The 24,760-nt window shown below is 71.1% G+C and carries 24 protein-coding genes, 3 tRNA genes and 1 pseudogene; 5 read left to right on the forward strand and 23 right to left on the reverse strand.

What is annotated here, in order from left to right:
• Positions 1-48: 48 nt before the first annotated feature.
• The 6 genes from AB0I10_RS01830 to AB0I10_RS01855 all read right to left on the reverse strand — a co-directional run bounded on the left by AB0I10_RS01830 (position 49) and on the right by AB0I10_RS01855 (position 2,596).
• Positions 49-1,113 carry a UDP-N-acetylmuramate dehydrogenase gene (locus tag AB0I10_RS01830; protein WP_363150270.1) on the reverse strand — a complete coding sequence of 355 codons (1,065 nt, stop codon included), beginning with the start codon at positions 1,111-1,113 and terminating at the stop codon, positions 49-51.
• A 62-nt stretch (positions 1,114-1,175) separates the two neighbouring features.
• Entirely contained in the window at positions 1,176-1,610 is a 435-nt protein-coding gene (locus AB0I10_RS01835) for a MaoC family dehydratase (RefSeq protein WP_363150271.1), read from the reverse strand.
• Position 1,611: 1 nt separating this feature from the next.
• Positions 1,612-2,064 carry a MaoC family dehydratase N-terminal domain-containing protein gene (locus tag AB0I10_RS01840; RefSeq protein ID WP_363150272.1) on the reverse strand — a complete coding sequence of 151 codons (453 nt, stop codon included), beginning with the start codon at positions 2,062-2,064 and terminating at the stop codon, positions 1,612-1,614.
• Positions 2,065-2,150: 86 nt separating this feature from the next.
• Positions 2,151-2,315, reverse strand: coding sequence for a 50S ribosomal protein L33 (gene rpmG, locus AB0I10_RS01845; RefSeq protein WP_006604855.1), 165 nt, complete (start codon positions 2,313-2,315; stop codon positions 2,151-2,153).
• An 88-nt stretch (positions 2,316-2,403) separates the two neighbouring features.
• Positions 2,404-2,476: transfer RNA gene (locus tag AB0I10_RS01850), tRNA-Met, on the reverse strand.
• 47 nt (positions 2,477-2,523) lie between these two features.
• Positions 2,524-2,596 (reverse strand) — tRNA-Thr (locus AB0I10_RS01855).
• Positions 2,597-2,778: 182 nt separating this feature from the next.
• Between AB0I10_RS01855 and AB0I10_RS01860 the strand changes: the two genes are divergently transcribed.
• Entirely contained in the window at positions 2,779-4,059 is a 1,281-nt protein-coding gene (locus tag AB0I10_RS01860) for an amidohydrolase family protein (RefSeq protein ID WP_363150273.1), read from the forward strand.
• 128 nt (positions 4,060-4,187) lie between these two features.
• On the forward strand, positions 4,188-4,850 hold the full coding sequence (locus AB0I10_RS01865; RefSeq protein WP_363150274.1) for an NAD(P)H-binding protein: 663 nt from the start codon (positions 4,188-4,190) through the stop codon (positions 4,848-4,850).
• Positions 4,851-5,009: 159 nt separating this feature from the next.
• On the opposite strand, the gene AB0I10_RS01870 is transcribed toward AB0I10_RS01865, so the two are convergent.
• Positions 5,010-5,091, reverse strand: a tRNA-Tyr gene (locus AB0I10_RS01870).
• Between the two features lie 189 nt (positions 5,092-5,280).
• Between AB0I10_RS01870 and AB0I10_RS01875 the strand changes: the two genes are divergently transcribed.
• Positions 5,281-5,769: a YajQ family cyclic di-GMP-binding protein gene (locus tag AB0I10_RS01875; protein WP_363150275.1), complete on the forward strand. Its 489-nt coding sequence runs from the start codon at positions 5,281-5,283 to the stop codon at positions 5,767-5,769.
• Positions 5,770-6,454: 685 nt separating this feature from the next.
• On the opposite strand, the pseudogene AB0I10_RS01880 reads toward AB0I10_RS01875, so the two are convergent.
• Positions 6,455-6,721 (reverse strand): annotated as a pseudogene (locus AB0I10_RS01880) (helix-turn-helix transcriptional regulator); the annotation flags it as partial.
• Positions 6,722-7,161: 440 nt separating this feature from the next.
• Here AB0I10_RS01880 and AB0I10_RS01885 point away from each other — a divergent pair.
• Positions 7,162-7,893: an antibiotic biosynthesis monooxygenase gene (locus AB0I10_RS01885; RefSeq protein ID WP_363150276.1), complete on the forward strand. Its 732-nt coding sequence runs from the start codon at positions 7,162-7,164 to the stop codon at positions 7,891-7,893.
• A 23-nt stretch (positions 7,894-7,916) separates the two neighbouring features.
• On the opposite strand, the gene AB0I10_RS01890 is transcribed toward AB0I10_RS01885, so the two are convergent.
• Positions 7,917-8,309 (reverse strand): YccF domain-containing protein, encoded by a 393-nt coding sequence (locus AB0I10_RS01890; protein WP_363150277.1) that lies wholly within the window; start codon positions 8,307-8,309, stop codon positions 7,917-7,919.
• A gap of 238 nt (positions 8,310-8,547) precedes the next feature.
• Between AB0I10_RS01890 and AB0I10_RS01895 the strand changes: the two genes are divergently transcribed.
• Positions 8,548-9,162: a hypothetical protein gene (locus tag AB0I10_RS01895; protein ID WP_363150278.1), complete on the forward strand. Its 615-nt coding sequence runs from the start codon at positions 8,548-8,550 to the stop codon at positions 9,160-9,162.
• A 234-nt stretch (positions 9,163-9,396) separates the two neighbouring features.
• Here AB0I10_RS01895 and htpX read toward each other — a convergent pair whose 3' ends face one another.
• The 14 genes from htpX to AB0I10_RS01965 all read right to left on the reverse strand — a co-directional run bounded on the left by htpX (position 9,397) and on the right by AB0I10_RS01965 (position 24,741).
• Positions 9,397-10,260 carry a zinc metalloprotease HtpX gene (gene htpX / locus AB0I10_RS01900; protein ID WP_363150279.1) on the reverse strand — a complete coding sequence of 288 codons (864 nt, stop codon included), beginning with the start codon at positions 10,258-10,260 and terminating at the stop codon, positions 9,397-9,399.
• A 237-nt stretch (positions 10,261-10,497) separates the two neighbouring features.
• A complete protein-coding gene (locus tag AB0I10_RS01905) occupies positions 10,498-12,060 on the reverse strand; it encodes an NADH-quinone oxidoreductase subunit N (protein ID WP_363150419.1) in 1,563 nt (520 codons plus the stop codon).
• 8 nt (positions 12,061-12,068) lie between these two features.
• Entirely contained in the window at positions 12,069-13,715 is a 1,647-nt protein-coding gene (locus tag AB0I10_RS01910; protein WP_363150280.1) for an NADH-quinone oxidoreductase subunit M, read from the reverse strand.
• Positions 13,716-13,814: 99 nt separating this feature from the next.
• Positions 13,815-15,812 (reverse strand): NADH-quinone oxidoreductase subunit L, encoded by a 1,998-nt coding sequence (locus AB0I10_RS01915; RefSeq protein ID WP_363150281.1) that lies wholly within the window; start codon positions 15,810-15,812, stop codon positions 13,815-13,817.
• On the reverse strand, positions 15,809-16,183 hold the full coding sequence (nuoK, locus tag AB0I10_RS01920; protein ID WP_363150282.1) for an NADH-quinone oxidoreductase subunit NuoK: 375 nt from the start codon (positions 16,181-16,183) through the stop codon (positions 15,809-15,811). The genes AB0I10_RS01915 and nuoK overlap by 4 nt, the downstream gene beginning before the upstream one ends.
• On the reverse strand, positions 16,183-16,797 hold the full coding sequence (locus AB0I10_RS01925; RefSeq protein ID WP_363150283.1) for an NADH-quinone oxidoreductase subunit J: 615 nt from the start codon (positions 16,795-16,797) through the stop codon (positions 16,183-16,185). Before AB0I10_RS01925 ends, nuoK begins: the two co-directional genes overlap by 1 nt.
• The gene (locus tag AB0I10_RS01930; RefSeq protein WP_363150285.1) at positions 16,794-17,405 is read right to left on the reverse strand and encodes an NADH-quinone oxidoreductase subunit I; all 612 of its coding nucleotides are present in this window, start codon (positions 17,403-17,405) and stop codon (positions 16,794-16,796) included. The genes AB0I10_RS01925 and AB0I10_RS01930 overlap by 4 nt, the downstream gene beginning before the upstream one ends.
• Complete coding sequence (locus tag AB0I10_RS01935; RefSeq protein WP_363150286.1) at positions 17,405-18,370, reverse strand: complex I subunit 1 family protein; 966 nt, start codon at positions 18,368-18,370, stop codon at positions 17,405-17,407. The genes AB0I10_RS01930 and AB0I10_RS01935 overlap by 1 nt, the downstream gene beginning before the upstream one ends.
• Positions 18,367-19,581 carry an NADH-quinone oxidoreductase subunit C gene (locus AB0I10_RS01940; protein ID WP_363150287.1) on the reverse strand — a complete coding sequence of 405 codons (1,215 nt, stop codon included), beginning with the start codon at positions 19,579-19,581 and terminating at the stop codon, positions 18,367-18,369. The genes AB0I10_RS01935 and AB0I10_RS01940 overlap by 4 nt, the downstream gene beginning before the upstream one ends.
• A complete protein-coding gene (locus tag AB0I10_RS01945; RefSeq protein ID WP_363150288.1) occupies positions 19,578-20,231 on the reverse strand; it encodes an NADH-quinone oxidoreductase subunit B family protein in 654 nt (217 codons plus the stop codon). The genes AB0I10_RS01940 and AB0I10_RS01945 overlap by 4 nt, the downstream gene beginning before the upstream one ends.
• Complete coding sequence (locus AB0I10_RS01950; protein ID WP_363150289.1) at positions 20,222-20,623, reverse strand: NADH-quinone oxidoreductase subunit A; 402 nt, start codon at positions 20,621-20,623, stop codon at positions 20,222-20,224. The genes AB0I10_RS01945 and AB0I10_RS01950 overlap by 10 nt, the downstream gene beginning before the upstream one ends.
• A gap of 149 nt (positions 20,624-20,772) precedes the next feature.
• Positions 20,773-22,518 (reverse strand): hypothetical protein, encoded by a 1,746-nt coding sequence (locus AB0I10_RS01955; RefSeq protein WP_363150290.1) that lies wholly within the window; start codon positions 22,516-22,518, stop codon positions 20,773-20,775.
• A 200-nt stretch (positions 22,519-22,718) separates the two neighbouring features.
• Positions 22,719-24,080 carry an EsaB/YukD family protein gene (locus AB0I10_RS01960; protein ID WP_363150291.1) on the reverse strand — a complete coding sequence of 454 codons (1,362 nt, stop codon included), beginning with the start codon at positions 24,078-24,080 and terminating at the stop codon, positions 22,719-22,721.
• A 211-nt stretch (positions 24,081-24,291) separates the two neighbouring features.
• Complete coding sequence (locus tag AB0I10_RS01965) at positions 24,292-24,741, reverse strand: RDD family protein (protein WP_363150292.1); 450 nt, start codon at positions 24,739-24,741, stop codon at positions 24,292-24,294.
• Between the last annotated feature and the right edge of the window lie 19 nt (positions 24,742-24,760).

A 24,760-nucleotide genomic window follows, 5' to 3' on the forward strand; every position in this document is an offset into this window, starting at 1 on the left:
CCGCGGCCTTTCCAACCCTGACCCATCGGACAGACCCTAAGGCGCCGCTCAGAGGCTGACGCCGACCGTCACCGGTTCGTTGACGAGCATGATGCCGAAGGCCGTGTGCACACCGTCGCGGACCTCGCGGGCCAGCGCGAGGAGGTCCTCGGTGGTCGCCGCGCCGCGGTTGGTGAGCGCGAGGGTGTGCTTGGTGGAGATACGGGCCGGTCCGCTGCCGTAGCCCTTGGTGAAGCCGGCCCGGTCGATGAGCCAGGCGGCGGAGGTCTTCACCAGGCCGTCCCCGGCCGGGAAGGCGGGTGGTGCGGTGTCCGGGCCGAGGCGGTCCTGGACGCGCTGCACGAAGGCGGCGTGCTCGGCCTCGGTGAGGACGGGGTTGGTGAAGAAGGAGCCGGCCGACCAGGTGTCGTGGTCCCCCGGGTCCAGGACCATGCCCTTGCCGGCGCGCAGCGCGAGAACGGTCTCTCTGGCGATGGCGGCCGGGACCCGGTCGCCGGCCTGGACGCCGAGGGTGCGGGCCGTCTCGGGGTACTTCAGGGGCGCGGAGAGGCCGTCCGCGTCCTCCAGGGCGAAGCGCACCCGCAGCACGACGAATCCGTCGGGGTCCTGCTTGAAGCGGCTGTGGCGGTAGGAGAAACCGCATTCCGCGTTGGGGATCGTGACGGTCTCGCGCGCGCGGCGGTCGTAGGCGACGACCTCGGTGATGGTGGCGGAGACTTCCTGGCCGTACGCGCCGACGTTCTGGATCGGGGTGGCGCCGGCCGAGCCGGGGATGCCGGCCAGGCACTCGACGCCGGCCAGCCCGGCCTGGACCGTACGGGCCACCGCATCGGACCAGTTCTCGCCCGCGGCGAGCTCCAGATCCGTGCCGTCCAGGGCGAAGCCGCGGGTGGCGATGCGCACTGCCGTCCCGTCGAAGCCCTTGTCGCCGATGACGAGATTGCTGCCGCCGCCGATGATCAGCAGCGGGGTGCCGGCGTCGTCGGCTTCGCGGACGGCGGCGATCACCTCGTCGTCGGTGGTGGCCGTGACGAGGCGGGTCGCCGGGCCGCCGAGCCGGAAGGTGGTCAGCGGGGCGAGGGGGGCGTTGTGTTCCACGTGGCGTTCCTGCACGCGCCCAAGGGTACGGGGGCGGTCCGACAGTCCTCTGCCGGCCGCCCCGGCGGGCTCAGTGCTCAGGCGAGGCGGACCACTGCACGGGACATGCCCAGCACCTTCTGGCCCGCGCTCACCGCGGTGAGGTCGACGCGGACCGTGCGGTCGTTGTCGTCCAGCTTGGCGGCGACCTTGGCACTGACCTCGATCAGGGCGCCGGTCTCGTCGTTGGGGACGATGACGGGCTTGGTGAAGCGCACGCCGTACTCGGCGACGGCAGCCGGGTCACCGGCCCAGTCCGTGACCACACGGATCGCCTCGGCCATGGTGAACATGCCGTGCGCGATGACGTCCGGCAGCCCGACCTCCTTGGCGAACTTCTCGTTCCAGTGGATCGGGTTGAAGTCACCGGAGGCGCCCGCGTACTGGACGAGCGTGGCGCGGGTCACGGGGAAGGACTGCGCCGGGAGTTCGGTGCCGACCTCGACGTCGTCGTAAGAGATCTTCGCGGTCATCTCAGTCCTCCTTCGCGGCGCGGGCGACCAGCTTGGTGAAGGCGGTCACCACGTGTTCGCCCGCCTCGTCGTGCACCTCACCGCGGATGTCGATGATGTCGTTGCCCGCCATGGACTTGATCGCCTCGATGGTGGAGGTGACGGTCAGCCGGTCCCCGCTGCGCACCGGCCGGGTGTAGGCGAACTTCTGGTCGCCGTGCACCACGCGGCTGTAGTCCAGCCCCAGTTGCGGGTCCTGTACGACCTTGCCCGCGGCGTTGAACGTGATGGCAAACACAAAAGTCGGCGGCGCGATCACATCGGGGTGGCCGAGCGCCTTGGCCGCTTCGGTGTCGGTGTAAGCGGGGTTGGTGTCGGCGATCGCCTCGGCGAATTCGCGGATCTTTTCCCGGCCGACCTCGTACGGGTCGGTGGGCGGGTACGTGCGTCCGACAAAAGACGGGTCGAGCGCCATGGGCTCGCAACCTCCCTGTACTGAATGGTGATAACGCCGTGAGGCCGCCCCCATCGAATGGGGACGGCCTCACGAACGAGCCTGTGTTATCGCGTCTCGCGGTGCGCGGTGTGCGAGTTGCAACGGGGGCAGTGCTTCTTCATCTCAAGACGATCCGGGTCGTTACGCCGGTTCTTCTTGGTGATGTAGTTCCGCTCCTTGCACTCCACGCAGGCCAGCGTGATCTTCGGGCGGACGTCTGTGGCAGCCACGTGAGTGCTCCTTGACGGACGGATGGACGGATGAACGCATAAAAGAGTAGCCGATCGGAGGACCGACCCCACAATCGGCTACTGTCAGTAGCGGTGACCGGACTTGAACCGGTGACACAGCGATTATGAGCCGCTTGCTCTACCGACTGAGCTACACCGCTGTGATGCGAGAGTCCCTCGCCCGAAGACGAGGTACCTCACACATCAGAGCCCCAATACGGAATCGAACCGTAGACCTTCTCCTTACCATGGAGACGCTCTGCCGACTGAGCTATTGGGGCGAGCGATGAAGACATTACACGGCCCGCAGCCAAAGGTGAAATCCGTATCCGGGCCCCACCCCAACGACCTCGCGCACCACACCGGTACGACTATTTCGCGCCTCCGCGCGGCTCTCCCGACCGCCCCCTAGGCTCGGAAGATCGCTGCGTGATCTTGCACGCCCGTGCCTTCGAGGAGCGCGATGTCCGACAGCAGTTCGCCGCAGCCACAGCCGGAACAGCCGGGGAAACCGGGCAGACCGCGCGGCGCCGGCCGGCGCGCCGGGTCCGAGGCGGGCGCGCTGGTTCTGTGCGGCGCCCGACTCGCCGACGGCCGCACTGTGGACGTACGGCTGGGCGGCGGGCGCATCGAGGCCGTCGGGACGGCCGGCAGCCTCGCTCCCCAGGGCGCCCGCGTAGACCTCGCCGGCTATCTCCTACTCCCCGCCCCCGCCGAGCCGCACGCGCACTGCGACACCGCCCTGACGGCGGACTCCGACGGCCCCGCCTCCGACTCGCCCGAGGATGTCCAACGGCGTACGACGGAGGCCGCGCTGCTCCAGCTCGGGCATGGCGCCACCGCGTCCCGCAGCCACGTCAGGATCGGCGGCGTCCAGGGCCTGCGCTCGCTGGAGGCGGTGCTGCAGGCCCGCAGGTCGCTGCGCGGGCTGGCCGATGTGGCGGCGGTCGCGGTGCCCCGGGTGCTCACCGGGGTGGCCGGCGCGGACGGGCTGGCGATGCTGCGGGACGCGGTGAAGATGGGCGCCTCGGTGATCGGCGGCTGCCCGGACCTCGACCCCGATCCGGCCGGGCATGTCGAGGCCGTCCTGGAGGTGGCGGGCGAGCACGGCTGCCCGGTGGACCTGCACACCGACGGTGACGATCCGGCGCGGCTGGCGCGGTTCGCGGCGATGTCCGGCGGGTTGCGGCCCGGCGTGGCCATCGGGCCGTGCGCGGGGATGACCCGGATGCCGCGCAGCGTGGCGGCCCGGGTCGCCGAACAGCTGGCGGCCGCCGATGTCGCCGTCGTCTGCCTGCCGCAGGGCGACTGCACGGGACTGGAGCGCTACGGGTCGCGGGTGTCCCGGCCGGCGCCGGTACGGCTGCTGCGCGCGGCCGGGGTGCGGGTCGCGGCGGGCAGCGGGGCGCTGCGGGATGTGGCGAACCCGGTGGGGCGCGGCGATCCACTGGAGGCCGCGTATCTGCTGGCGTCCCTGGGCGAGGCCACGCCGGAGGCGGCGTACGAGACGGTGAGCACCGCGGCGCGGGCGACGCTGGGCCTCCCGGAGGTGCGGGTCGAGGCGGGCTTCCCAGCGGAGTTGCTGGCCGTACGCGGCGAACGGATCGCCGGGGTCCTCTCGCTCGCCTACAGCCGCATCGTGGTGCACCGGGGGCGGGTGGTGGCACGTACCAGCGCGGTGCGCGAGTACTGCGACTCGGCGGTGGATGTGGCGCTGGAGCTACCCCGGCAGTCGCAGCGCTGAGCCGGGTCGGGTCGGGCCGCCGAAGGCTCCGCCCACTCTCGGCTCCTCCCCCATGCGCGGGAGGTACCCCCAACCGCCACCGGCCGGTCCTGCGGTGTGCGGCGCCACTTCGGCGTACGGTCGGGATCATGCGCATTGTCATCGCAGGTGGACATGGTCAGATCGCGCTTCGGCTGGAGCGGTTGCTCGCCAGGCGCGGGGACGAGGTCGCGGGCATCATCCGCCGGCCGGAACAGGCCGGCGACTTGCTGGCCGCGGGAGCCGAGCCGGTGGTCTGCGACCTGGAGTCGGCGTCGGTGGCGGACATCGCGCGGCATCTGGAGGGCGCGGACGCGGCCGTCTTCGCGGCGGGCGCCGGACCGGGCAGCGGCGCCGACCGCAAGGACACGGTGGACCGCGGCGCCGCGGCGCTGTTCGCGGACGCGGCCGAGGCAGCGGGCGTACGGCGCCTCATCGTCGTCTCGTCGATGGGCGCGGACCGTGAGCCGCCGGAGGGCACCGACCCGGTCTTCGCGGCGTACCTGCGGGCGAAGGGCGCGGCGGACGCGGACGTACGGGCCCGCGCCGGGCTCGACTGGACAATCCTGCGGCCGGGCCGGCTGACCGACGATCCCGGCTCGGGCCTGGTGACACTCGCCGATGCGACCGGCCGGGCCGCGGTGACCCGCGACGATGTGGCGGCCACCTTGGCGGCGCTGCTCGACGAACCGGGCACGGCCGGCCGGACGCTGGAGCTGATCGGCGGGGATGTGCCGGTGGCGGCGGCGGTCAAGGCGGTGGCAGGGCACTGACCCTGACCGACCGGCCGTAGCGAGACCGGATGCGCCGCTGCGCGTGTCGGGGCGTACGTGCCGCCGGGCCCGGTCGGGCAGGGGACAACGGTCGGGCATGACACAACGAAAACGGCCCCTGATCCGCATCAACACGGGTCAGGGGCCGTTCCACTCCTGTGGCGGCGCCAGGATTCGAACCTGGGAAGGCGAAGCCGGCAGATTTACAGTCTGCTCCCTTTGGCCGCTCGGGCACACCGCCAGGATTTGCTGCCGGGAGACCCGCTGTGGGGCGGTGCTCTGTGGCAACGACGTAAACCATACCCGATGGCTGGGGGTGGTTCGCCACTCGATTCCAGAGCGCTGGATCATGGCCGGGTGGCTAGGCTTGCGGGGCGGTCCCGATGGGGCCGTACCCCTGACGGATCTACGTATGAGGAGCCAACTCAACATGGCCGACTCCAGTTTCGACATCGTCTCGAAGGTCGAGCGGCAGGAGGTCGACAACGCCCTCAACCAGGCCGCCAAGGAGATCTCGCAGCGCTACGACTTCAAGGGCGTGGGCGCGTCGATCGAGTGGTCGGGCGAGAAGATCGAGATGCGGGCCAACGCCGAGGAGCGGGTGAAGGCGGTTCTCGACATCTTCCAGTCCAAGCTGGTCAAGCGCGGGATCTCGCTGAAGGCGCTGGACGCCGGCGAGCCGCAGGCCTCGGGCAAGGAGTACAAGATCTCCGCCTCCGTCGAGGAGGGGATCTCGCAGGAGAACGCGAAGAAGGTCGCCAAGATCATCCGCGATGAGGGCCCGAAGGGCGTCAAGGCGCAGGTGCAGGGCGATGAGCTGCGGGTCAGCTCGAAGAGCCGGGACGACCTGCAGTCGGTGCAGCAGCTGCTCAAGGGTAAGGACCTGGATTTCGCGATCCAGTTCGTGAACTACCGGTGATCTACCGGCCTGACCTGCACAGACGTCGCTAGGCGGACTTCGCAGGGCGCAACGGGGGCACATCGCCGAGGACATCCTCGACGGCGGCCCCCGTTGTGTCCTCTTCATCGGGCCACAGATGTGTGTACGTGTCGAGCGTGTTGCGTCTCGGCAGATGTACGAGTCCGTGAGATCCCTGCCACCGCACGAAGCCGAGTAGCAAGGGCGGCACGGCCGCCGCGAAGTCCCGAGCCCCGCGTCCGCGCAATCGGCCGGCCGAACCGCACCCCGCAGCACGCCGCCGACGCACGCCGCGACCGGCCGACGACGAGTGAGCACATGAGGCAAGGCGTATGCAGGACATACACCTCGCGCTTGCAGGGCCCTATCCCCGGCTGCCCCAGGCTTTCCATGCGATGACGGCAATCATGCCGACTGCGACGGCGAAGATGATCCATACCGCGGGACTCATACACCCCTCCTTGTGTTCCGCTTGACTCGACCATAAGCCGCCGCCAGGGGCGGGCATGGGTCGGCCCCCGTCGCCGTGGTCGGCGGGTCGGGGGCCGGGGGCGCGGTCCCGTCATATGGCGGGAGGGGCGTAGCGCTCCGGGAGTTTCACGGGCCGACGGCGTTGGGGCCCGGCCGCCGGGCGGGCGGTGAGTGGACCCAGCGCACCGCATCTTCCACCACTGCGTCGGGGATGCAGGATCGAAGTGGCGGCGACCTGCCACTGATTCTCGCTCGGGCTGCTGGCGTACGGACGCCCGATCAAGTCGTTGGGGTGAACATGCAGTTCGGCAGCGAGCAGGTTCAACAGACCAACGCGGTCGATCTCGATCAAGCCGCGCTCCATCTTCGACACCCACCCCTGAGACTTGCCCCGGGCTGCGGCGAGGTCGGCCTGCGGCTTGCCCAAGCGTAGGCGTGCCCGCCGGGCGCGGCGGCCGATCTCCTCGGCTTCGTCCAACATCAGCACACCCCCCACGCTGCGGCGGGCCTACTGAGCTCAAACGGTCGGCGGGGCATCGGGGCTCCATCCGTTCGGGCTTGCCACACAGAACGGTGCCCATGCCCGCAGTGGTGTAGGGAGGGCGTTGCGCCCGAGGGCACAGGCAGGGCACAAGGGCCAGGACGGGCCAAGAAGGGCCCGAAAACGGCGGCAACTACTGAAGGTGGTTTTCGCAGCTCACGGGCCCTTCCGGCACAAGATCGCAGGTCAGACGATCAAGCGGGAAGTTCGTGAACTACCGGTAGGCGCCGCCGGCCGGCGGTGTGCACGAGGCCGCCGGAGCGGGTGGCCGGGTGGGTGCGCCATGGGCGCGCCGCCCCACCGGCGTTTCAGGAGCGATACGAAGAGGGCGGCACAGGGAGCCTTGACCTCAACTTCGCTTCAGGTTGCAGGGTGTTGGCATGACTTCACCTCGCGGCACACGCAACGACAGCTCCACCTTCCGCACCGATGTGTTTCCCGAGATCCGGCGGCCGGACGCCGGCTCCGTACTGATCAGTGAATGGGACGCGGGCAGCCCCGAGGGGCAGCGGGCCGTCCTGGACGGCGTCGCCCGCGCCTGGGAGGAGACGCCGCTGCCGGCGGGCTTTCTGTCGCGGGTGCTGTTCGCCGGGACGGACGGGCGCAGCATCCTCAACTACGCGCAGTGGACGAGCGATGCGGCGCACCAGGAGTTCGTACGGACCGAGAGCACGGGGCTGCGCGAGCGTATCGCGGCGGAACTGGACGGCGTCGGGGGTGCCGAGGGCGTCGGCAATTCCGGGCCCACCCGTTTCCGGCTCTACCGCAGCCTGCTGCCCGAGGGGGAGCCGGAGGCGCTGGGCTGCGTCATACGGGTCGCCTTCCGGACGACGGGGCATGACGCGGCGCGGGAGCTCATCGACGGCCTGGTGGACCTGCACGTCGGCCGGCAGCCCGGCGGGGGCGGGATCGCCTCGCACTTTCACATCAGTGAGGACGGGACGCAGGTCGTCAACTACAGCGAGTGGACGGACCCGGAGTCCCATGAGCGCGTGGTCGGCGCCATGTTGCAGGGTGACGGGCCGGTGATGCGCTTCATCGGCAGCCTGCCGGGTGTCGAACCGCTCGGGTTCCGGCGGTATGTGGCCCCTCAGGGGCTCGTACGGGCGTGAGGGGCCGGTCCGGAGCGGTCGGGTCAGCGGGTCGCGAAGGGCTGGTCGGTGGGAACGATCTCGCGTCCGAGCGGCATCAGAGAGATCGGGATCATCTTGAAATTGGCGATGCCGAACGGGATCCCGATGATCGTCACACACAGGACAAGGCCGGTGATGATGTGCCCCAGGGCCAGCCACCAGCCCGCGAAGATGATCCAGATGACATTGCCGATCGCCGAACCGGCACCGGCGTCATGGCGCTCGACGGTGGTGCGGCCGAAGGGCCAGAGGGCGTAGCCCGCGATCCGGAAGGACGCGATGCCGAAGGGGATGGTGATGATCAGGATGCAGCAGATGAGGCCTGCGACAACGTAGCCGATCGCCAGCCAGAAGCCGCTCAGCACCAGCCAGAGAATGTTAAGGATGAACTTCATGATCGGCAGCCTTCCACAGGCACAGCGGATAGTCGGTCTGACCTGCTAGACGCGCCAACCCCCATGAACCGTTGCGGTGACAACCGTGCGACCGGCCAGGGTCAGTGCCGGTGACTTGGCGAGCTCTATGGCGCGATGGTGTCTGGAACGTCCTCGGCCGAGCTTCGGCAGCAGTCAAAGTCACCGGTGTTGAGCCTTGTCCGGTTAGGCTCACCCTTCCGTGTGGGGGGAGAGGTAGATGGGGCGGACGAGGCAGCTGCTGCTGTGGCTCGGTTTCTGTGTGGTGTGTGCGACCGGATCGGCGACGCTCGGTTATCTGGCCCCGGCTGTGCCGCTGAGCTCTGGGCTGCGTGCCGTCACCGGGCCGCTGGCCGTGCTGGTGCTGCCGCTGGCGTCGCTGCTGGTGCCGCTGTTCACCGTGCCGCGGGTGCCGTTGCGGCAGCGCACGGTGGCCTGGCAGCTGGTCGTTCCGGTCATCACCGGGGTCGTGCTGGCCGTCGTCTCCGGGGAAGCCGGCAACGAGGTCGCGCTGCAGCAGAGAGGCCGGTGGACTGAGGCCGTCGTTGCCTCCAAGGAGTCCGGCAAGAGCGACCACTGCACCCTCCGCCGGGCCTCCGGACAGCGGATATCACCGGACCTCACCGAGGGCGACGGCTGCCAGGAGTACGTGGAGCCGGGCGACACCGTATCCGTGCGCTACGACCCCGCGGGCGCGGCAGCTCCGGTCACGGCGGAGGAGTCCGGCTCCTACGGGGGCTTCATCGCGGGCCTGATGGTGGTGCAGGTGGCGATGGGCACTTGGGGGTGCCTGCGCATGTACCGGCAGAACGCGGAGCAGCGGGCACGGGGATAGCGGATCGCCAGCCGGAAGCTGCTGGGTCTGGGGGCTCCAAGGCCGACACAAAGGTCAACACGACTGGTGTGAACCTCAATACCGATACCGATACCGATACCGATACCGATGCCGATACCGATGCCGATGTCGACGTCGATGTCGACGTCGATCTCGTCGCCGTTCTGCCAGCCACGATCGGCTGAGCAGGCCGATCGCTGCTCAAGCCCCCCAAGTGGCACCACCCCGGAGGCTTCAGGGGCGGTGGCCCGCCATCTGTTCCAGGCGGGCGATGCGTTCGCGCATCGGGGGGTGGGTGGAGAAGAGCCTGGACCTGCCCTCGCCCGCGCGGAACGGGTTGGCGATCATCATGTGGCTGGCGGTCTCGATGCGCGGCTCGGGGGGCAGCGGGAGCTGCTGGGTGCCGGATTCGAGCTTGCGCAGGGCGGAGGCGAGGGCCAGCGGGTCGCCGGTGAGCTGGGCGCCGGAAGCGTCCGCCTGGTACTCGCGGGAGCGGCTGACGGCCAGCTGGATCAGCGCGGCCGCGACCGGCCCAAGGATCATGATCAGGATCATGCCCAGAATGCCGGGGCCTTCGTCGTCGTCGGACCGGCCTATCGGAATCAGCCAGGCGAAGTTGACGAGGAACATCACGACCGAGGCGAGGGCTCCCGCCACGGACGAGATGAGGATGTCGCGGTTGTAGACATGGCTGAGTTCGTGGCCGATGACGCCGCGCAGCTCGCGTTCGTCGAGGAGCTGGAGGATGCCGTCGGTGCAGCAGACTGCGGCGTTGCGGGGGTTGCGGCCGGTGGCGAAGGCGTTGGGGGCCTGGGTCGGGGAGATGTACAGGCGCGGCATGGGCTGGCGGGCGGCCGTGGAGAGCTCGCGGACCATGCGGTAGAGCCGGGGGGCCTCGAACTCGCTGACGGGGCGGGCCCTCATGGCCCTGAGGGCGAGCTTGTCGCTGTTCCAGTAGGCGTAGGCGTTGGTGCCCAGCGCGACGAGGACGGCGATGATCAGGCCCATACGGCCGAACAGGCTGCCGATGACGATGATGAGTGCGGACAGTCCCCCGAGGAGTACGGCGGTTCTGAGCCCGTTGTGCCGGCGGTGCACGGTACGCCCTCCAAGCGGTGCGGCAGGGGAACCCTTTGCTCTGTGTCTCCACTCTCCAGTGGACCCTTACTCACTGGTCAACGCGAGATGAGCAGGGCTAGTTCCCTTGTGCACGCGGGGCGGTCCGGGCGGGGTGTGCGAGGGCGTTCCCTGGGACTCACGGGCGTATGGGAGGCCGTGGGCCCTTTGGGGCCGGTAGGGCCCCGTACGGCCCGGTAAGGCCTCGGTCCCGTACCGCTAGAGGAGTGCTCCTGAGGCGAAGCGCAGGACCGCCTGCGGGGCGCCGGAGAGGGCGACACCCAGGACCGCGGCGAGGGCGATCGCGGTGGTGAGGGCGGCCGGAATCCTGGCGCGAGCCGGGGCGGCCGTCCCCGCCGCGAGTTGCTCCGCCGGGCGTCCCTCCGGTGCCTCGGCGCCGCGGAAGAGCACCGCCGTCCACTGGAGGTAGTAGTAGAGCGCGATCACCACGTTGATGGCCATGATCACGGCGAGCCAGCCCAGGCCGGCGTCGACGGCCGACGAGAAGACCGTGACCTTGGCGAAGAGGCCGATGATGCCCGGCGGCAGACCGGCGAGGTTGAGGAGGAAGAAGCCGAGCGCGAAGGCGGCCAGGGGGCGCTGGGCGTACAGGCCGCGGTAGTCGCTGATGCGGTTGGCCGGGCGTGTACGGGCCACCAGGGCGGCGACCCCGAAGGCGCCGAGGTTCACTGCCGCGTACATCAGGGCGTAGGCGACGGTGGCGCCGATGGCGTGCGCCGGGTCGTCGAGGTAACCGGCCGCCGCGATCGGGACCAGGAGGTAGCCGGCCTGGCCGACGGAGGACCAGGCGAGCAGGCGGACGGCGCTGTGCGCGCGGTCCGGGTCCTGGCGCAGCGCGGCGACGTTGCCCACCGTCATGGTGAGCGCCGCGATGACGGCCAGCGCCGGGCCCCAGACGTCCGCGTACGAGGGGAAGCCCTGGACCGTGACGAGGATCAGGCCGGAGAAGCCGACGGCCTTGCCGACCACCGACAAGTAGGCGGCGATGGGGAGCGGCGCGCCCACGTAGGTGTCCGGCACCCAGAAGTGGAACGGGGCGGCCGCGGTCTTGAAGGCGAAGCCGACGAGGGTGAGCGCGACGCCGGCGCTCGCCAAGGTTGCCAGGCGGGGGTCGGGGAGGTCGGTGAGGGTGGTCGCCACCCGGGAGAGGTGGAGGCTTCCGGTGGCGGCGTACAGGAAGCTCACACCGAGCAGCATCACGGCGGTGGCCGCCACCGAGGACAGGAAGAACTTCAGGGCCGCCTCGGAGGAGAGCCGGTCGCCGCGCCGCAGTCCGACCAGTGCGAAGGCGGGCAGGGAGGCCACTTCGAGGGCGATGACGAGGGTGGCGAGGTCCCGGGAGGCGGGCAGCAGGGCCGCGCCGGCCGCCGAGGAGAGCAGCAGGAACCAGTACTCGCCGGCGGGCAGGTCGTGGTCCTTGATGGTGTCGACGGACAGCAGGGCGGTCAGCAACGCCGCGGCCAGCACCAGGAACTGGATGACGAGGGTGAACGGGTCGGCCACGTAGCTGCAGACGGACGGGTGGCCCGTGAGGCAGAAGGTGCGGCGGTCGCCGTCCAGGAGGGGCAGCAGGGAGAGCGCGGCGAGGGCGAGGCCCCCGGTCGCGATCCAGCCCAGCAGCGGCTTCCTGGCCGGGGGGAGGAACAGGTCGGCGACGAGCACCACCAGGGCGACGGCCGCGGCGATGGTGGGCGGCGCGATGGCGAGCCAGTCGACGGACTGGACCAGAGAGGCCACCGGGCTCGCGGCCATCGGGATCATCGAGCTCATCACTTACCGCCTCCGAGGATCTGCTGGACGGCCGGGTCGGTGAGGCCGAGGAGGACCGCGGGCCACAGTCCGGTGAGGACGGTGAGGACGACCAGGGGGCTCCAGGCCGCGTATTCGTAGCGCGCGAGGTCGGGGATGGCGGGTGCCGGTGCGGGCTCTTCGGCCGGGGTCCCGTCCGGGCTCCCGGCCGGGGTGGGCGCGGCGCCGAGCGGGGCGGTCGTGGCGAGTACCGGGGTGCCGCCCATGCAGACGCGGCGGACGACGAGCAGCAGGTACGCGGCGGTCAGCAGGGTGCCGAGGCCGGCCAGCGCCATGAACGTGAGGAAGGCGGGGCGGCTGAGGCCCGCGGCCGGCTGGAAGGCGCCGAACATCGCGAGCATCTCGCCCCAGAAGCCGGCCAGTCCGGGGAGGCCCAGAGAGGCGACGGCGCTGAAGGCGAGCAGGCCGCCGAAGCGCGGGGCCCTGCCGTACAGGGCGGCGCCGGTGGTGCCGGCAAGGGCGTCGAGGTCGGTGCTGCCGGTGCGGTCCTTGAGGGCGCCGACCAGGAAGAAGAGCAGGCCGGTGATCAGGCCGTGCGCGATGTTGGCGAACAGTGCGCCGTTGACGCCGGTGGGGTTCAGGCTGGCGATGCCGAGCAGGACGAAGCCCATGTGGCCGACGGAGCTGTACGCGATCAGGCGCTTGAGGTCGCCGCCGGCGCCCTTGCGGACCAGCGCGAGGCAGGCGAGCGATCCGTAGATGATGCCGACGGCGGCGAACGCGGCGAGGTACGGCGCGAAGGTGTGCATGCCCTCGGGCGTGATGGGCAGTGCGATGCGCACAAAGCCGTAGGTGCCCATCTTCAGCAGCACGCCGGCCAGCAGCACCGAGCCGACGGTGGGGGCGGCGGTGTGGGCATCCGGCAGCCAGCTGTGCAGCGGCCACATCGGGGCCTTGACGGCCAGTCCGATGCCGACGGCGAGCACCGCGATGAGCTGAACTGTGTGGCTGAGCTGGGCATTCGGGCCGTTGTCAGTGGCGAGTGCGACCATGTCGAACGTGCCGGATTTCACGCCGATGAGCAGGAGGCCGAGCAGCATCACGACGGAGCCGAGCAGCGTGTAGAGGATGAACTTCCAAGCGGCCGCCTGCTTTCCCGCACCGCCCCAGCGGGCGATGAGGAAGTACATCGGGATGAGGACCATCTCGAAGGCGAGGAAGAACAGCATCAGGTCGAGGACGGCGAAGGTGGCGAGGGTGCCGGCCTCCAGGACGAGAAGCAAGGCCACAAATGCCTTGGGAGACGGGCCCGTTGGCATGTGGAAGTAGCTGTAGAGCGCGCAGAGGAAGGTCAGCAGCGCGGTCAGGACGAGCAGGGGGAGCGAGATGCCGTCGACGCCGAGGTGGATGCGGATGTCGAGCGCCGGGATCCAGCTGATGTCGGTGGTGGCCTGCATACGGGCCGGCTGGTCGTGGTCGAAGCCGGCCGCCAGCGCGATGGACGCGGCGAGGATGACTCCGGTGACGGTCACGCCATGGCGCAGCACTGCCTGGTCGGGGTTGCGGCCCTTGAGACCGGGCGGCGCCGGGAGCAGGGCGCCGAGCGCGCCCAGGAGGGGGAGCACGACGAGCGCCGCGAGGAGGAATTGCAGAGCGGTGGGGTTCACGGGTCAGGCCCTCCTCAGGGTTTCGGCTCCGGCGAGCCCGGCCGCGAGGGGTGTCGGCTGGGGGTGCGGGGTGCGTGCACCGGTGGTCTGCGGCATCGGTCAGGCTCCCGTGCCCGTAGCGACGAGGACGGCGGCGATGGCCAGTACGAGCGAGCCCGCGAGCAGCGCGCCGAGGTAGGTCTGGACATTGCCGGTCTGGGCGCGGCGAACGGCGGCGCCCAGCCAGCGGGGGGCGGTGCCCGCGCCGCGTACGTACGTGTCGACGACCTCGCGGTCGAGGAAGGCGACGAGCCTGGCGGCGGCGCGGGTGGGCCGCACGAACAGGGCGGAGTAGACGGCGTCGAGGTGGAAGCCGACGGCCGCGTGGCGGTGCAGCGGGCCGAGGAGGAGGCGGCCGGGGTCGGCGGGATCGGCGGCACCCGCGATGTTCCCGTAGACCGGGGCATGGGTGGCGATGGCCGTCTCCTCGGAGAGCCCGGGGGCGGCGTCCGGGGCGACGACGACCGCGCCGATGGGGGTGCGGGCGGCGAGGGCGGTGGTGTGACGCCAGGTCGCATAGGTGACCAGGCCGCCGACGAGGGCGACGCCGGTGCCCAGGACGGCGGTGGTGACCGTCGGATTGAGCGAGCGCCCGTCGAACCAGTCGGGCAGGAAGGGGGCGGCCAGGCCGAGCACGGCGGTGGGGACGAAGAGAACCCACAGCATGGCGTTCATGGCGATCGGCTGCGGGCCGTGGTCGGGGACCTCGGTGCCCTTGCCCCGGAAGGCCAGCAGCCACAGGCGGGTGGCATAGCCCGCGGTGAGGAGGGCGGTGAGCAGTCCGGAGATCAGTACGGTCCAGCCGACCGCGCCGGGGATGCCGGGCACGTCACCGGTGGTGGCGTGCTCGGCGGCGCCCAGGACGGCTTCCTTGGAGAAGAAGCCGGCGAACGGCGGGATCGCGGCGAGCGCGAGCAGCGCGACGGTCATCGTCCAGAAGGCGTCCGGGATACGCCGGGCCAGGCCGCTCATGCGGGACATGGCGGCCAGTGAGTTGGTGCCGGCGGCGTGGATGATCACGCCCGCGCCGAGGAAGAGCAGCGCCTTGAACGCACCGTGCGACATGAGGTGGAAGACGGCGGCGCCACGGTCGCCGACGGCCAGCGCGCCGGTCATGTAGCCGAGTTGGCCGACGGTCGAATAGGCCAGGACGCGCTTGATGTCGTCCTGCGCCAGGGCCGCCAGGCCGGAGCCGACCATGGTGATCGCGGCCATGACGGCGAGTACGACCATCGCGGCCGCGGAGGCGGCGAAGACGGGGAGGAGACGGGCCACGACGTAGACACCGGCCGCCACCATCGTCGCGGCGTGGATGAGCGCCGAGACGGGCGTCGGGCCGGCCATCGCGTCCGGGAGCCAGGTGTGCAGCGGGAACTGCGCCGACTTGCCCGCGACGCCGGCCAGCAGCAGCAGCGCGATCAGGGTGGGGTGGTCCAGGCCGTCGCGGGCGACGGAGCCGAGGATGCCGGTGATGCGGAACGTCCCGGTGTCGACGGCCAGCGCGAAGATGCCGAAGAGGAAGGGGACATCGCCGAGCTTGGTGACGAGGAAGGCCTTGAGGGAGGCGGCGCGGGCGGCCTCCGTCTCCCAGTAGTGGCCGACGAGGAAGTACGAGCAGATGCCCATGATTTCCCAGCCGACCAACAGCACCATCAGGTCGCCGGTGTAGACGACCAGCAGCATCGCGGAGGTGAAGAGCGAGACCAGCGCGGCGTAGGAGGGGTAGCGCGGATCGTCGCGCAGATAGCCGGTGGAGTAGATCTGCACGCAGGTCGCGACGATGCCGACGACGACGGCGATGAGCGCCGCGAAGCCGTCGATGTGCAGGGACAGGTCGATGGGGATCGAGCCGGTCGGGGTGAGCCGGGTGGAGACGTCGGTGGCCGCGCCGCCGCCTTGTTCGACGGCGACGGCGATGGCGAGCGCGGCCGCGACGAGCGTCGGCAGGACTGCCAGCGGCCGTACGAAGCCGGGCGCGCTGCGTCCCAGGAGGAGGCCCGCGACGGCCCCGAGGAAAGGCAGGAGGGGAACGAGGACGGCGGTGGTCGTGAGCGTCACGCGGTGGCCTCCGCCTTGGTGTCCGGCTGCTGCGCGTCACGGTCCGCCGCGTCCGTCTCGCCCGCCTTCTCGGCGAGGTCACGGAGCCGGTCGATGTCGGAGCTGCCGCGGTTGCGGTAGACGAGCAGCACGATCGCCAGGCCGATGCCGATCTCGGCGGCGGCGACGGTGATGGTGAAAAGGGTGAGCGCCTGGCCGGCGTGCAGTGTGTCGCGCAGCCAGACGTCGAAGGCGACGAGGTTGAGGTTGACGGCGTTGAGCATCAGCTCGACGGACATCAGCACCAGGATCGCGTTGCGGCGGGCGAGCACGCCGTACAGACCGGTGCAGAAGAGGAGGACGGAAAGGACGGCCGGATAGGCGAGATGCATCAGCGGTCCTCTCCCGGGGCGGGGGCTGCCGGGCCGGCGGGGGTCGACGGGGCCACGGCGTCGCTCGTGGCGGCTGCCCCGCCGTGCCTGCGGGACAGCACGATCGCCCCGACGAGCGCGGCGAGCAGCAGTACGGACAGTGCCTCGAAGGGCAGCACCCAGTACTGGAAGAGGCTGCGCCCGGAGGCCTCGGTGGAGCCGTGGACGGGACCGTCGAGGTCGATCCAGGTGGCACGGAACGCATCGACGACGACCCAGACCAGCGCGGCGGCCGAGCCGACAGCCATCACGAGCGCGGCCCCGCGGTTGCCCGAATCCGCGTCCGGGGAGCGGCCGATGGGCGCCTTGGTGAGCATCAGCCCGAACAGCAGGAGGACGACCACGGAACCGACGTAGATCAGCACCTGTACCCAGGCGATGAATTCGGCGGTGAGGAGGAGATATTCGACGGCGATCCCGCCGAGGGCGACGACCAGCCAGAGCGCGGAGTGCACCAGCTGCTTGGTGGTGACGGTGACCACGGCCGCGCCGAGGGTGGCGATGCCGACGAGAAGGAACGCGATCTCGACACCGGTGGGCGAGAGGAAGCCGTGGCTTGCGGCGGCGAGCGTCACGATCCCTCCTTGGGGGTGTCCGGTCGGTCCTGGGGCTGGTCAGGGGCCTGCTGCTGGGCGGCCTCGGCCTCCTGGGCGGCGAGTTTGTCCGCGGCCTTACGGGCGGCGCCGACCTCCTTGGGCTCCTCGGCCGCCGGGTCGAGCGCGGGCGGCTCGGGCACCGTCCACATCCACTCGCGCAGCTTGTCGCGCTCGTGGGTCAGCTCGCGGATGTCCGTCTCGGCGTACTCGAACTCCGGGGACCAGAACAGCGCGTCAAAGGGGCAGACCTCGATGCAGATACCGCAGTACATGCACAGCGCGAAGTCGATCGCGAAGCGGTCCAGCACGTTCCGGCTGCGCTCGCGGCCTCCGGGGGCGGCCGGCGGCACCGTCTCCTTGTGGGAGTCGATGTAGATGCACCAGTCCGGGCACTCACGGGCGCACAGCATGCAGACCGTGCAGTTCTCCTCGAACAGCCCGATGACACCGCGGGTGCGCGGCGCGAGGTCGGGCTGGACGTCCGGGTACTGCGCGGTGACCGACCGCTTCGTCATCGTCCGCAGGGTGACGGCCAGGCCCTTGGCGAGGCCGGAACCAGGAAAACCTGACTTCTTTTCCGCGGCCATCAGGAGATCACCACCTTGACGACGCCGGTGAGGGCGATCTGGGCGAGGGCGAGCGGGATGAGGACCGTCCAGGCGAGCTTCTGCAGCTGGTCCTCACGGAGGCGGGGGTAGGTGACCCGGAGCCAGATGACGCCGAAGGCCAGGATCGCGGTCTTCAGCAGAGTCCACAGCCAGCCCAGGCCGTCCAGGCCGAACGGGCCGTGCCACCCACCGAGGAAGAGAACGGAGGTCAGCGCGCAGAGGACGACGATGCCCGCGTACTCGGCGAGGAGGAAGAGGGCGAAGCGCAGCCCGGTGTATTCGGTGTACGCGCCGAAGATGATCTCGGAGTCGGCGACCGGCATGTCGAAGGGCGGGCGCTGCAGTTCGGCGAGCCCCGCGGTGAAGAAGACCAGACCGCCGACGATCTGCCACGGCACCCACCACCAGTGGAACGCTTCCAGGATGCCGGGGAGAGAGAGCGTGCCGGCCGCCATGGCGACGGACGCGGCGGCGAGCAGCATCGGCAGCTCGTACGACAGCAGCTGCGCGGCCGTCCGGAGACCACCGAGCAGGGAGAACTTGTTGGCCGACGCCCAGCCTGCCATCAGCGAGCCGAGTACGCCGACGCCCATGACGGCGAGCACGAAGAAGATGCCCGCGTCGATGACCTGTCCGACGGCGTTGTGCGGGCCGATCGGGATGGCGACGAGGACGAGGAGGTACGGGAGGAGGGCGACGGCGGGCGCGAGTTGGAAGATCCGCCGGTCGGCGCCCGCCGGAACGATGTCTTCCTTCTGCGCGAACTTCACGCCGTCCGCGACGAGCTGCGCCCAGCCGTGGAAGCCACCCGCGTACATGGGACCGAGTCGCCCCTGCATATGGGCCATGACCTTGTGCTCGGTCTGCCCGATGACGAGAGGGAAGACCAGGAACACGACAAAGACGGCGGCGAGGCGGAGCGCGATGTCGAGAGCGTCGCTCATGAGGTGTCGCCTCCTGCCGGGTCTTGGGGGGTGGGGGGCTGGTCGGGGTTGGCCTCGGGGTCTGGCTCCGGTTTGGCCTCAGGCACCGGCTTCGGCTTCGGCTCGACCTCAGGCTTGTGCTCGACCTCAGGCTTCTGTTCCCCGTCGGCGAAGGCCGGGCGCGCGTGGTGCCAGGGCGCGTCAGACGAGCGCGGGGCCGCCGGAGCGCTCGGCGCTGCCGGAGCGCCCTCGGCCGGTGCCGCCTGCTGCTGGCTGGCCGACCCCTCGCTCGCGGAACGCGCACGGCGAGCGGGACGGTCGGGGCGTTCCGGGCGGACCGGGCGGTCAGCGCGATCAGGGCCTTCGGTACGCGCGGGGCGCTCGGCCAGAGCCGCATCTGCGCCCGGGGCCGGGGCCGGGGCCGCCGGAGTCTCCGCCGTCGCCTCCGCCGCCTGCTGGCTCGCCGAGCCCGCACCCGCGGTCCGCGTACGCCGGGCCGGACGCTCGCCCGCGGCGGCACCCGCAGCACGAGCACCACCGGCCGCACGGGCACCACGCGCCGGCCGCGCGGGCGCGGGCGGCAGCTGGCCCTTCAACGGCCCCCACTCGTTCGGGTCCGGGACCCCCGGCGGCAGCATCTGACGGCGCTTGGGCCCACCGTGCTCGGACTCCCCCGGCTCCTTCGCACCCGGCCACGCCTTGGCGACCCGCGCCGCCAGCACGAAGTCTTTGCGCAGCGGATGGCCCTCGAACGACTCCGGAAGCAGCAACGGGACGAGGTGCGGATGGCCGGTGAAGTCCACGCCGAACATCTCGTGGGTCTCGCGCTCGTGCCAGGCCGCGCCCGCATACACGGCGACGGCGGTGGGCAGCACGGCGGCATCGTGCGGCACGGTCGTACGCACAACCAGCCGGTGGACGGCGCCCGGATGCGCCACATTCGCGAGATGGGCGCAGATACGGAAGCCGGTCCCGGGCTCGTCGACGGCGCTCAGCCAGTCGAAGTAGGTGCAGCCGAGATCGTCGCGGGCGGTCGTCAGCGCCGTGAGCCAGCCGTCAGCGGGGACGTCGACCGTCAGCAGCTCGTACGCCAGCTCCGCCGTGGCCCCCGTTCCGAAGATCTCGCTCGCGGGCCGCGGCAGCCAGCCGACGACCGGCTCGGCGACCGGCTCGGCGACCGGCTCGGCCGAGGGCTCCTCGGGCTGCTCGGGCTGCTCGGGCTGCTCGCTCATCGGGGCTCCTCCCCCGCCGTCTTCGGGGCGGGCGGCGCCACCAGCCCGCTGCGCAGCGCGGCCGCCGAAGGCCGGCCGGCACCGCCGCCGCGCCCGTGCCCGTACCGCTCCCCCAGCGACTCGCGCGCGATCTTCTCCTGCAGCTTGAGGATGCCCTGCAGCAGAGCCTCCGGCCGGGGCGGGCAGCCCGGTACGTACACATCCACCGGAATGATCTGGTCGACGCCCTTGGTCACGGAGTACGAGTCCCAGTAGGGGCCGCCGCAGTTGGAGCAGGCCCCGAAGGAGATGACGTACTTCGGCTCGGGCATCTGCTCGTAGAGCCGTTTGACCGCGGGCGCCATCTTGTCGGTGACCGTGCCGGAGACGACCATCAGGTCGGCCTGGCGCGGGCCGGGCGCGAACGGGATCACACCGAGCCGGATGAAGTCGTGCCGGGCCATGGAGGCGGCGATGAACTCGATCGCGCAGCAGGCGAGGCCGAAGTTGAAGACCCACAGGCTGTAGCGGCGGCCCCAGTTGAGGACCACCTTCATGGGTTCCGGCGCGAGGCGGGCCAAGGTCCCCAGGCGCCGGGGCTCCGGCAGGAACTCGGGGGCGGTGCCCTCGGCAGCGGCTGCGGAGCCGTTCGAGGCGGGGGTCACGTCCATTGCAGGACGCCCTTCTTCCATGCGTAGAGCAGGCCGACGGTGAGGAAGCCGAGGAAGACGAACATCTCCACGAGCGTCACACCGCCGAAACCGGGGGCGGCGAAGATCGTCGCCCAGGGGAAAAGGAAGATCGAGTCGACGGCGAAGATGACGTAGAGGAAGGCGTAGACGTAGTAGCGGACCTGGGTGTGCGCCCAGCCCTCACCGACCGGGTCCACGCCGCATTCGTACGTCAGCAGCTTCTCGGGCGTCGGCACCACAGGCCGCAGCAACCGCCCGGCCCCGAAGGCCACGGCGACGAAGAGCACGCCCACCACGGCGATGATCCCGACGACCGAATAGCCCTGGAAGTAGTCCGCGGCGACGGTGGTGCGTACGGTCGCGTCCGGCACGTCCGCCCTCGCTCCCTGACTGCGCTTGTTCAACGACTTCGACGATCTGTACGCACGGGAGTCTAGGCCCTGCCGGCTCGCCCCGAGCAGCCGCGTCGTCGCCGATGGTGAGGTTGTCCGTACTTCGCCCTACCTGGGCGGGCGGCAGCCTAGGCGTCCCGCCCGGCTGTCTCAGAACCCGTCTCACGGATCGGACGATCAGGGTCGGCCAGAGGGGAAGAGGGGCGGCGAATCGGACCGCCGTCGAAGGGGCTCCGCAGGTCGGGGGTGGTGGGGGTAGTAGGGGTGGTAGAGGTGGTGGGGGCGGTAGAGGTGGTGGGTTTGGAGAGGCTGATGGGGTTGGCGGGGTTGGCTGGGGTGGCTGGGTCTGCGGAGACGGGGGTGGGGGCCGGGGCAGGGGGCTGGACCGGCATCGCCGGCATGGTCGACGCGGCGGGCATCTGCTGCGTCGCCGGGGGCTGAGCCTGGATCTGGCCCTGGCCCTGGGGATGAGCCTGGGGATGAGCCTGAGCCTGGGCCTGGTGGTACTGCGGCGCGGGCTGCGGCTGAAGGTGCCTCTGAGCCATCGGCTGAGGCTGCGGCTGCACCGCCGTGTGAGCCTGAGGCGCCATGTGAGTCTGAGGCGCCATGTAGGCCTGAGGCGTCGGCTGCGGCTGCACTTGCTGATGCGGTTGCGGCTGCTGATGCGGTTGCGGCTGCGCCTGAGGCGTCGGCTGCGCCTGCGACCGCCTCCCCGGCTCCCGCGAGACCGCGCGATCCATCACCTCGGCCGCGATCCGCGCCGCCGCCTCCCGAGTGCGCTCCCCCAGTAGTTCCGTGCGGATGGCGCCGCCGGCCGCCAGATGGCGGTCGTACGGCAGCGGGAGCACCGCCGCACCCCCGGCCCCCAGATGCTCGGCAGCCTTGCGGACATCGACCCCGCTGTCGGGCGAGGAATGGGTGAGCACCACCACGGTGGTCGGCAGCAGGCCGGGGTGCAGGCTCCCGACCCAGTCCAGTACGGAGCGGGTGGCCGCCACGCCCTCTGGGGTCGCCGGGGTGACCAGCACCCGCGCCTGCGTCGTCACCAGCGCGGTGCGCGCCACCTCGGCGGGCAGCGTTTCGCAGTCCACGACCGTGGTCGCGAAGTGCCGGCGCAACGACGTCATCACGACCCGGTACGTATCGATGTCCAGCCGCGTGCCGATGGCGCCCTGGCTGCCGGGCAGCAGCCAGCCACCGCCCGCGAACGGCAGGAGGTAGCCGGTCAGGTCCGTGATCAGCATCGACGGGTCGACGATCTGCGCCAGATCACTGCCCGACCAGCGCACCTCCCGCGCGCCGAGCCGGTGCGGCAGCGTGCCGAGCGCCGGATCGGCCTCGACGGCGAGCACCGGATCGGGCCGGTAGTGGGCGTACGTGAGCGCCAGCAGGGCGGCGACGGTGGACTTGCCCGCGCCGCCGCGGATGCTGGACACGGCGATCTGCCGGCCCGTGGTCACGGGCTGCTGGATGGCGTACGCGGCCTGCGTGACGGCGGCCGTCTCGGCAGCCGGGGACGAGGCGAACACCCGGCGCAGCGCCCGCCCGGCACGGCGGGCCAAGGGGTCGCCGCGCCGCGGCTTGGGCTGACCTGCGGCCAGTTCAGGCGGCAGCAGGGGTACGGAGACAGGCGTCCGCGCCGGCAGCCCGGACCGGCCGTAGCGCCCGGGGGCGGGCGGCTGCGGAGACGCGGTGGACACGGACGGCGCAGGCACAGCTGCCGGGCCCGGTGCGGAAGCCGGAGCCGCCTGCTCCACATTCGGCAGCGCCCCGGCGGCAGGCATCGGCTGCGCCGCGGGAAGCGGCCCCGGCGGCCCCGGCGTGCCGCCGCCCGCCGCCCCTCCACCACGTATCTCGCCCATCTCGCCCGTCATTCCAGTCCTGCCCGTCACATCCGTGAGCCCCATCGCGCCAGCCTCATCCATCCCGCCCGACGTGCCCGACTCTCCTGTCGTACCCGCCTCCCCGTACGCCTCCGTTTCCGGTTGCGACTCGGCTTCCGTTCCCGTTCTCGGTTCCGTGCTCGGTTCCGGTTCCGGTTCCGCCGGCATGGCCTCTCCCCCGCCTTCCTCGGTCAGAACGCGCCCAGCAGCAAGCTGTAGACCCCGAAGGCCCCGAGCGCCACCGGGATCAGCGCCATCACACTGACCGACTCGACCAGGTCCAGCCACCTCCGCAGCCTCGCCCGTACGGGCTCCGGCACGCGCACCGCGAGCCCGGCGACGGGAATCGCCGCCAGCGCACACAGCGCGACCAATGCGCCCGCCGGCGCCCCGCCATCCGTCGCCCACAGCAGAACGAGCCGTATACACACGGCCATTCCCGCCGCCAGCAGCGCGACGACCTCGACCGCCAGCGGGTAGGCGCGCGCCCGCGAGAACAACACGACACACAGGAGGACGGCGACGAGCACGGTCCAGGCACCGGGCGCACCCGCCGCCAGGACGCCCGCCGCACCCGCGGAGACCGCCATCGCCACCGTGGCCGGCGCCAGCCCGCGATGTGTGGCGCCCAGGGCGGCCGCCACCTGGTGCCTGCTGACCGGGGTGCCACCGGAGCGCTGGTCGTCCAGCCGGGTGAGGCCGGCTGCCATCAGGGCGAGCCGCGGCAGATATCCGAGGACGAGGGCGGAGACAAAGCCGAGCGCGACTCCCGTACGGGCGGGGGTGGTCAATGCCAGCCCCAGCTCCCAGGCGCCCACCGCGAGTGCAAGCGATGCCGCACCGATCAGGCCGCCGCGCCCCAGGGGCGTACAGAGTCCGAGGAGCGCGAGCACGGCGGCGACCGTCAGCCCGACGGACGCCAGCCGGGCGCTGCCGCCCGATGCCGCCTGCCAGGAGGCGATCACACCGAGCACGCCGCCGACCAGCAACAGGGCCGCACCCGGCGCATGTTGCCCCGTTCGTCCGGCCATCGCACCGATCACCGCTCCGGCCGCCGCGGCGAGCGCGGCCGCGATCCCGAGCCACAAGGTGGTGCTGCCGTCCGCGTACCAGACGGCCGCGCAGACACCGGCGACCGCCGCGAGCAGCACGCTCGCCGTCACCGCCGTCCAGGCCCTGCTCCGCTCGCCCCAGCCCCAACCCCGTACGTCGAGGGGGTCGGCCGCTTCGTCCGTGAGGTCCCGCTCGGGGGACTCCGGCGTGCCGTCCTGCTCCCGTATGAGCCGCAGCACGGCGCCGTCGGGCACCTTCGCGGAGGCCAGGGAGTCGTGCTGCGCGAGCACCACGCCATGGGACGTCACCAGCCGGCGCGGCGAAGGGCCGCTGCCCGCCCGTTCGCCGAGCAGCCGAAGAATGTCGGGCAGCAGTGCCCCTATGGACTCCTGCGCGGGTACGACGAGCTCGACACGCCGTCGCTCACCAACCAGCGTCACCCGGCTGAGACCGGTCCGCTGCCCTGCCCCCGCGGTCACGCCCGTACTCACACTTGCCATGTCGACGCGACCCCTGTGTTCCTCAACGAGGGACGCCGGACGGAAACCGACTCCAGCAACCGGCTGTCGTGAACCCGCGCCATCGTCCCTCGCCCCTCCCGTTCCCTAATCGCCTCACTTTACGATCCCGCCGCCGCGCGGTGTCCACCCTGTGGATAACGAGATAGGCACTACCTGCGCCAACGCGGTGACACGGGCTACGGGCGGGGCGTCAGAGCGTCGGCGCCTTGGGGTGCGCCGGGGCCGGGGCGCGCTTGACCACCACGGTGGTCGCCGCCTTGTCGTGCAGACACTGCCGGAACGGCTGGTCCCAGCAGCACCACAGCAGGTTCAGCAGCGGCAGGATCGACACAAACCCCATCGGAATGACCACGAGGAACCGGCCGAAGGCACGGCCGAGCGAGATGTTCTGCCCGTCCTCAAGCCGTGCGACCCGCAGTCCGCAGATCTGCTTTCCGAAGGTGCCGCCGAACTTCCAGTTCATGAATGGCTCGTGAAACATCAGCACAAACATGAAGAACACGTCCAGAAGCCGCGCACCGAGCCGGGCTCCCTGGTTGGCCAGCATCTGCTCACTCGGGCCGCTCGCCTGCGGCGGGTAGGGGTAATAGGGCGACGGCGCCGCACCGAACTCGCCGTGTGGCGGCGGAAATCCAGTCATGCGGCCGCTCCAATACGGC

This window comes from Streptomyces sp. NPDC050636 (assembly GCF_040654775.1).
GTDB lineage: Bacteria > Actinomycetota > Actinomycetes > Streptomycetales > Streptomycetaceae > Streptomyces.

Coding starts and splice junctions, on each gene's coding strand:
- AB0I10_RS01835 (WP_363150271.1), bottom strand. CDS start 1,610: ATGACCGCGAAGATCTCTTACGACGACGTCGAGGTCGGCACCGAACTC.
- AB0I10_RS01840 (WP_363150272.1), bottom strand. CDS start 2,064: ATGGCGCTCGACCCGTCTTTTGTCGGACGCACGTACCCGCCCACCGAC.
- AB0I10_RS01860 (WP_363150273.1), top strand. CDS start 2,779: ATGTCCGACAGCAGTTCGCCGCAGCCACAGCCGGAACAGCCGGGGAAA.
- AB0I10_RS01865 (WP_363150274.1), top strand. CDS start 4,188: ATGCGCATTGTCATCGCAGGTGGACATGGTCAGATCGCGCTTCGGCTG.
- AB0I10_RS01875 (WP_363150275.1), top strand. CDS start 5,281: ATGGCCGACTCCAGTTTCGACATCGTCTCGAAGGTCGAGCGGCAGGAG.
- AB0I10_RS01885 (WP_363150276.1), top strand. CDS start 7,162: ATGACTTCACCTCGCGGCACACGCAACGACAGCTCCACCTTCCGCACC.
- AB0I10_RS01890 (WP_363150277.1), bottom strand. CDS start 8,309: ATGAAGTTCATCCTTAACATTCTCTGGCTGGTGCTGAGCGGCTTCTGG.
- AB0I10_RS01895 (WP_363150278.1), top strand. CDS start 8,548: ATGGGGCGGACGAGGCAGCTGCTGCTGTGGCTCGGTTTCTGTGTGGTG.
- AB0I10_RS01905 (WP_363150419.1), bottom strand. CDS start 12,060: ATGATCCCGATGGCCGCGAGCCCGGTGGCCTCTCTGGTCCAGTCCGTC.
- nuoK (WP_363150282.1), bottom strand. CDS start 16,183: ATGCATCTCGCCTATCCGGCCGTCCTTTCCGTCCTCCTCTTCTGCACC.
- AB0I10_RS01930 (WP_363150285.1), bottom strand. CDS start 17,405: ATGGCCGCGGAAAAGAAGTCAGGTTTTCCTGGTTCCGGCCTCGCCAAG.
- AB0I10_RS01935 (WP_363150286.1), bottom strand. CDS start 18,370: ATGAGCGACGCTCTCGACATCGCGCTCCGCCTCGCCGCCGTCTTTGTC.
- AB0I10_RS01940 (WP_363150287.1), bottom strand. CDS start 19,581: ATGAGCGAGCAGCCCGAGCAGCCCGAGCAGCCCGAGGAGCCCTCGGCC.
- AB0I10_RS01945 (WP_363150288.1), bottom strand. CDS start 20,231: ATGGACGTGACCCCCGCCTCGAACGGCTCCGCAGCCGCTGCCGAGGGC.
- AB0I10_RS01955 (WP_363150290.1), bottom strand. CDS start 22,518: ATGACGGGCGAGATGGGCGAGATACGTGGTGGAGGGGCGGCGGGCGGC.
- AB0I10_RS01960 (WP_363150291.1), bottom strand. CDS start 24,080: ATGGCAAGTGTGAGTACGGGCGTGACCGCGGGGGCAGGGCAGCGGACC.
- AB0I10_RS01965 (WP_363150292.1), bottom strand. CDS start 24,741: ATGACTGGATTTCCGCCGCCACACGGCGAGTTCGGTGCGGCGCCGTCG.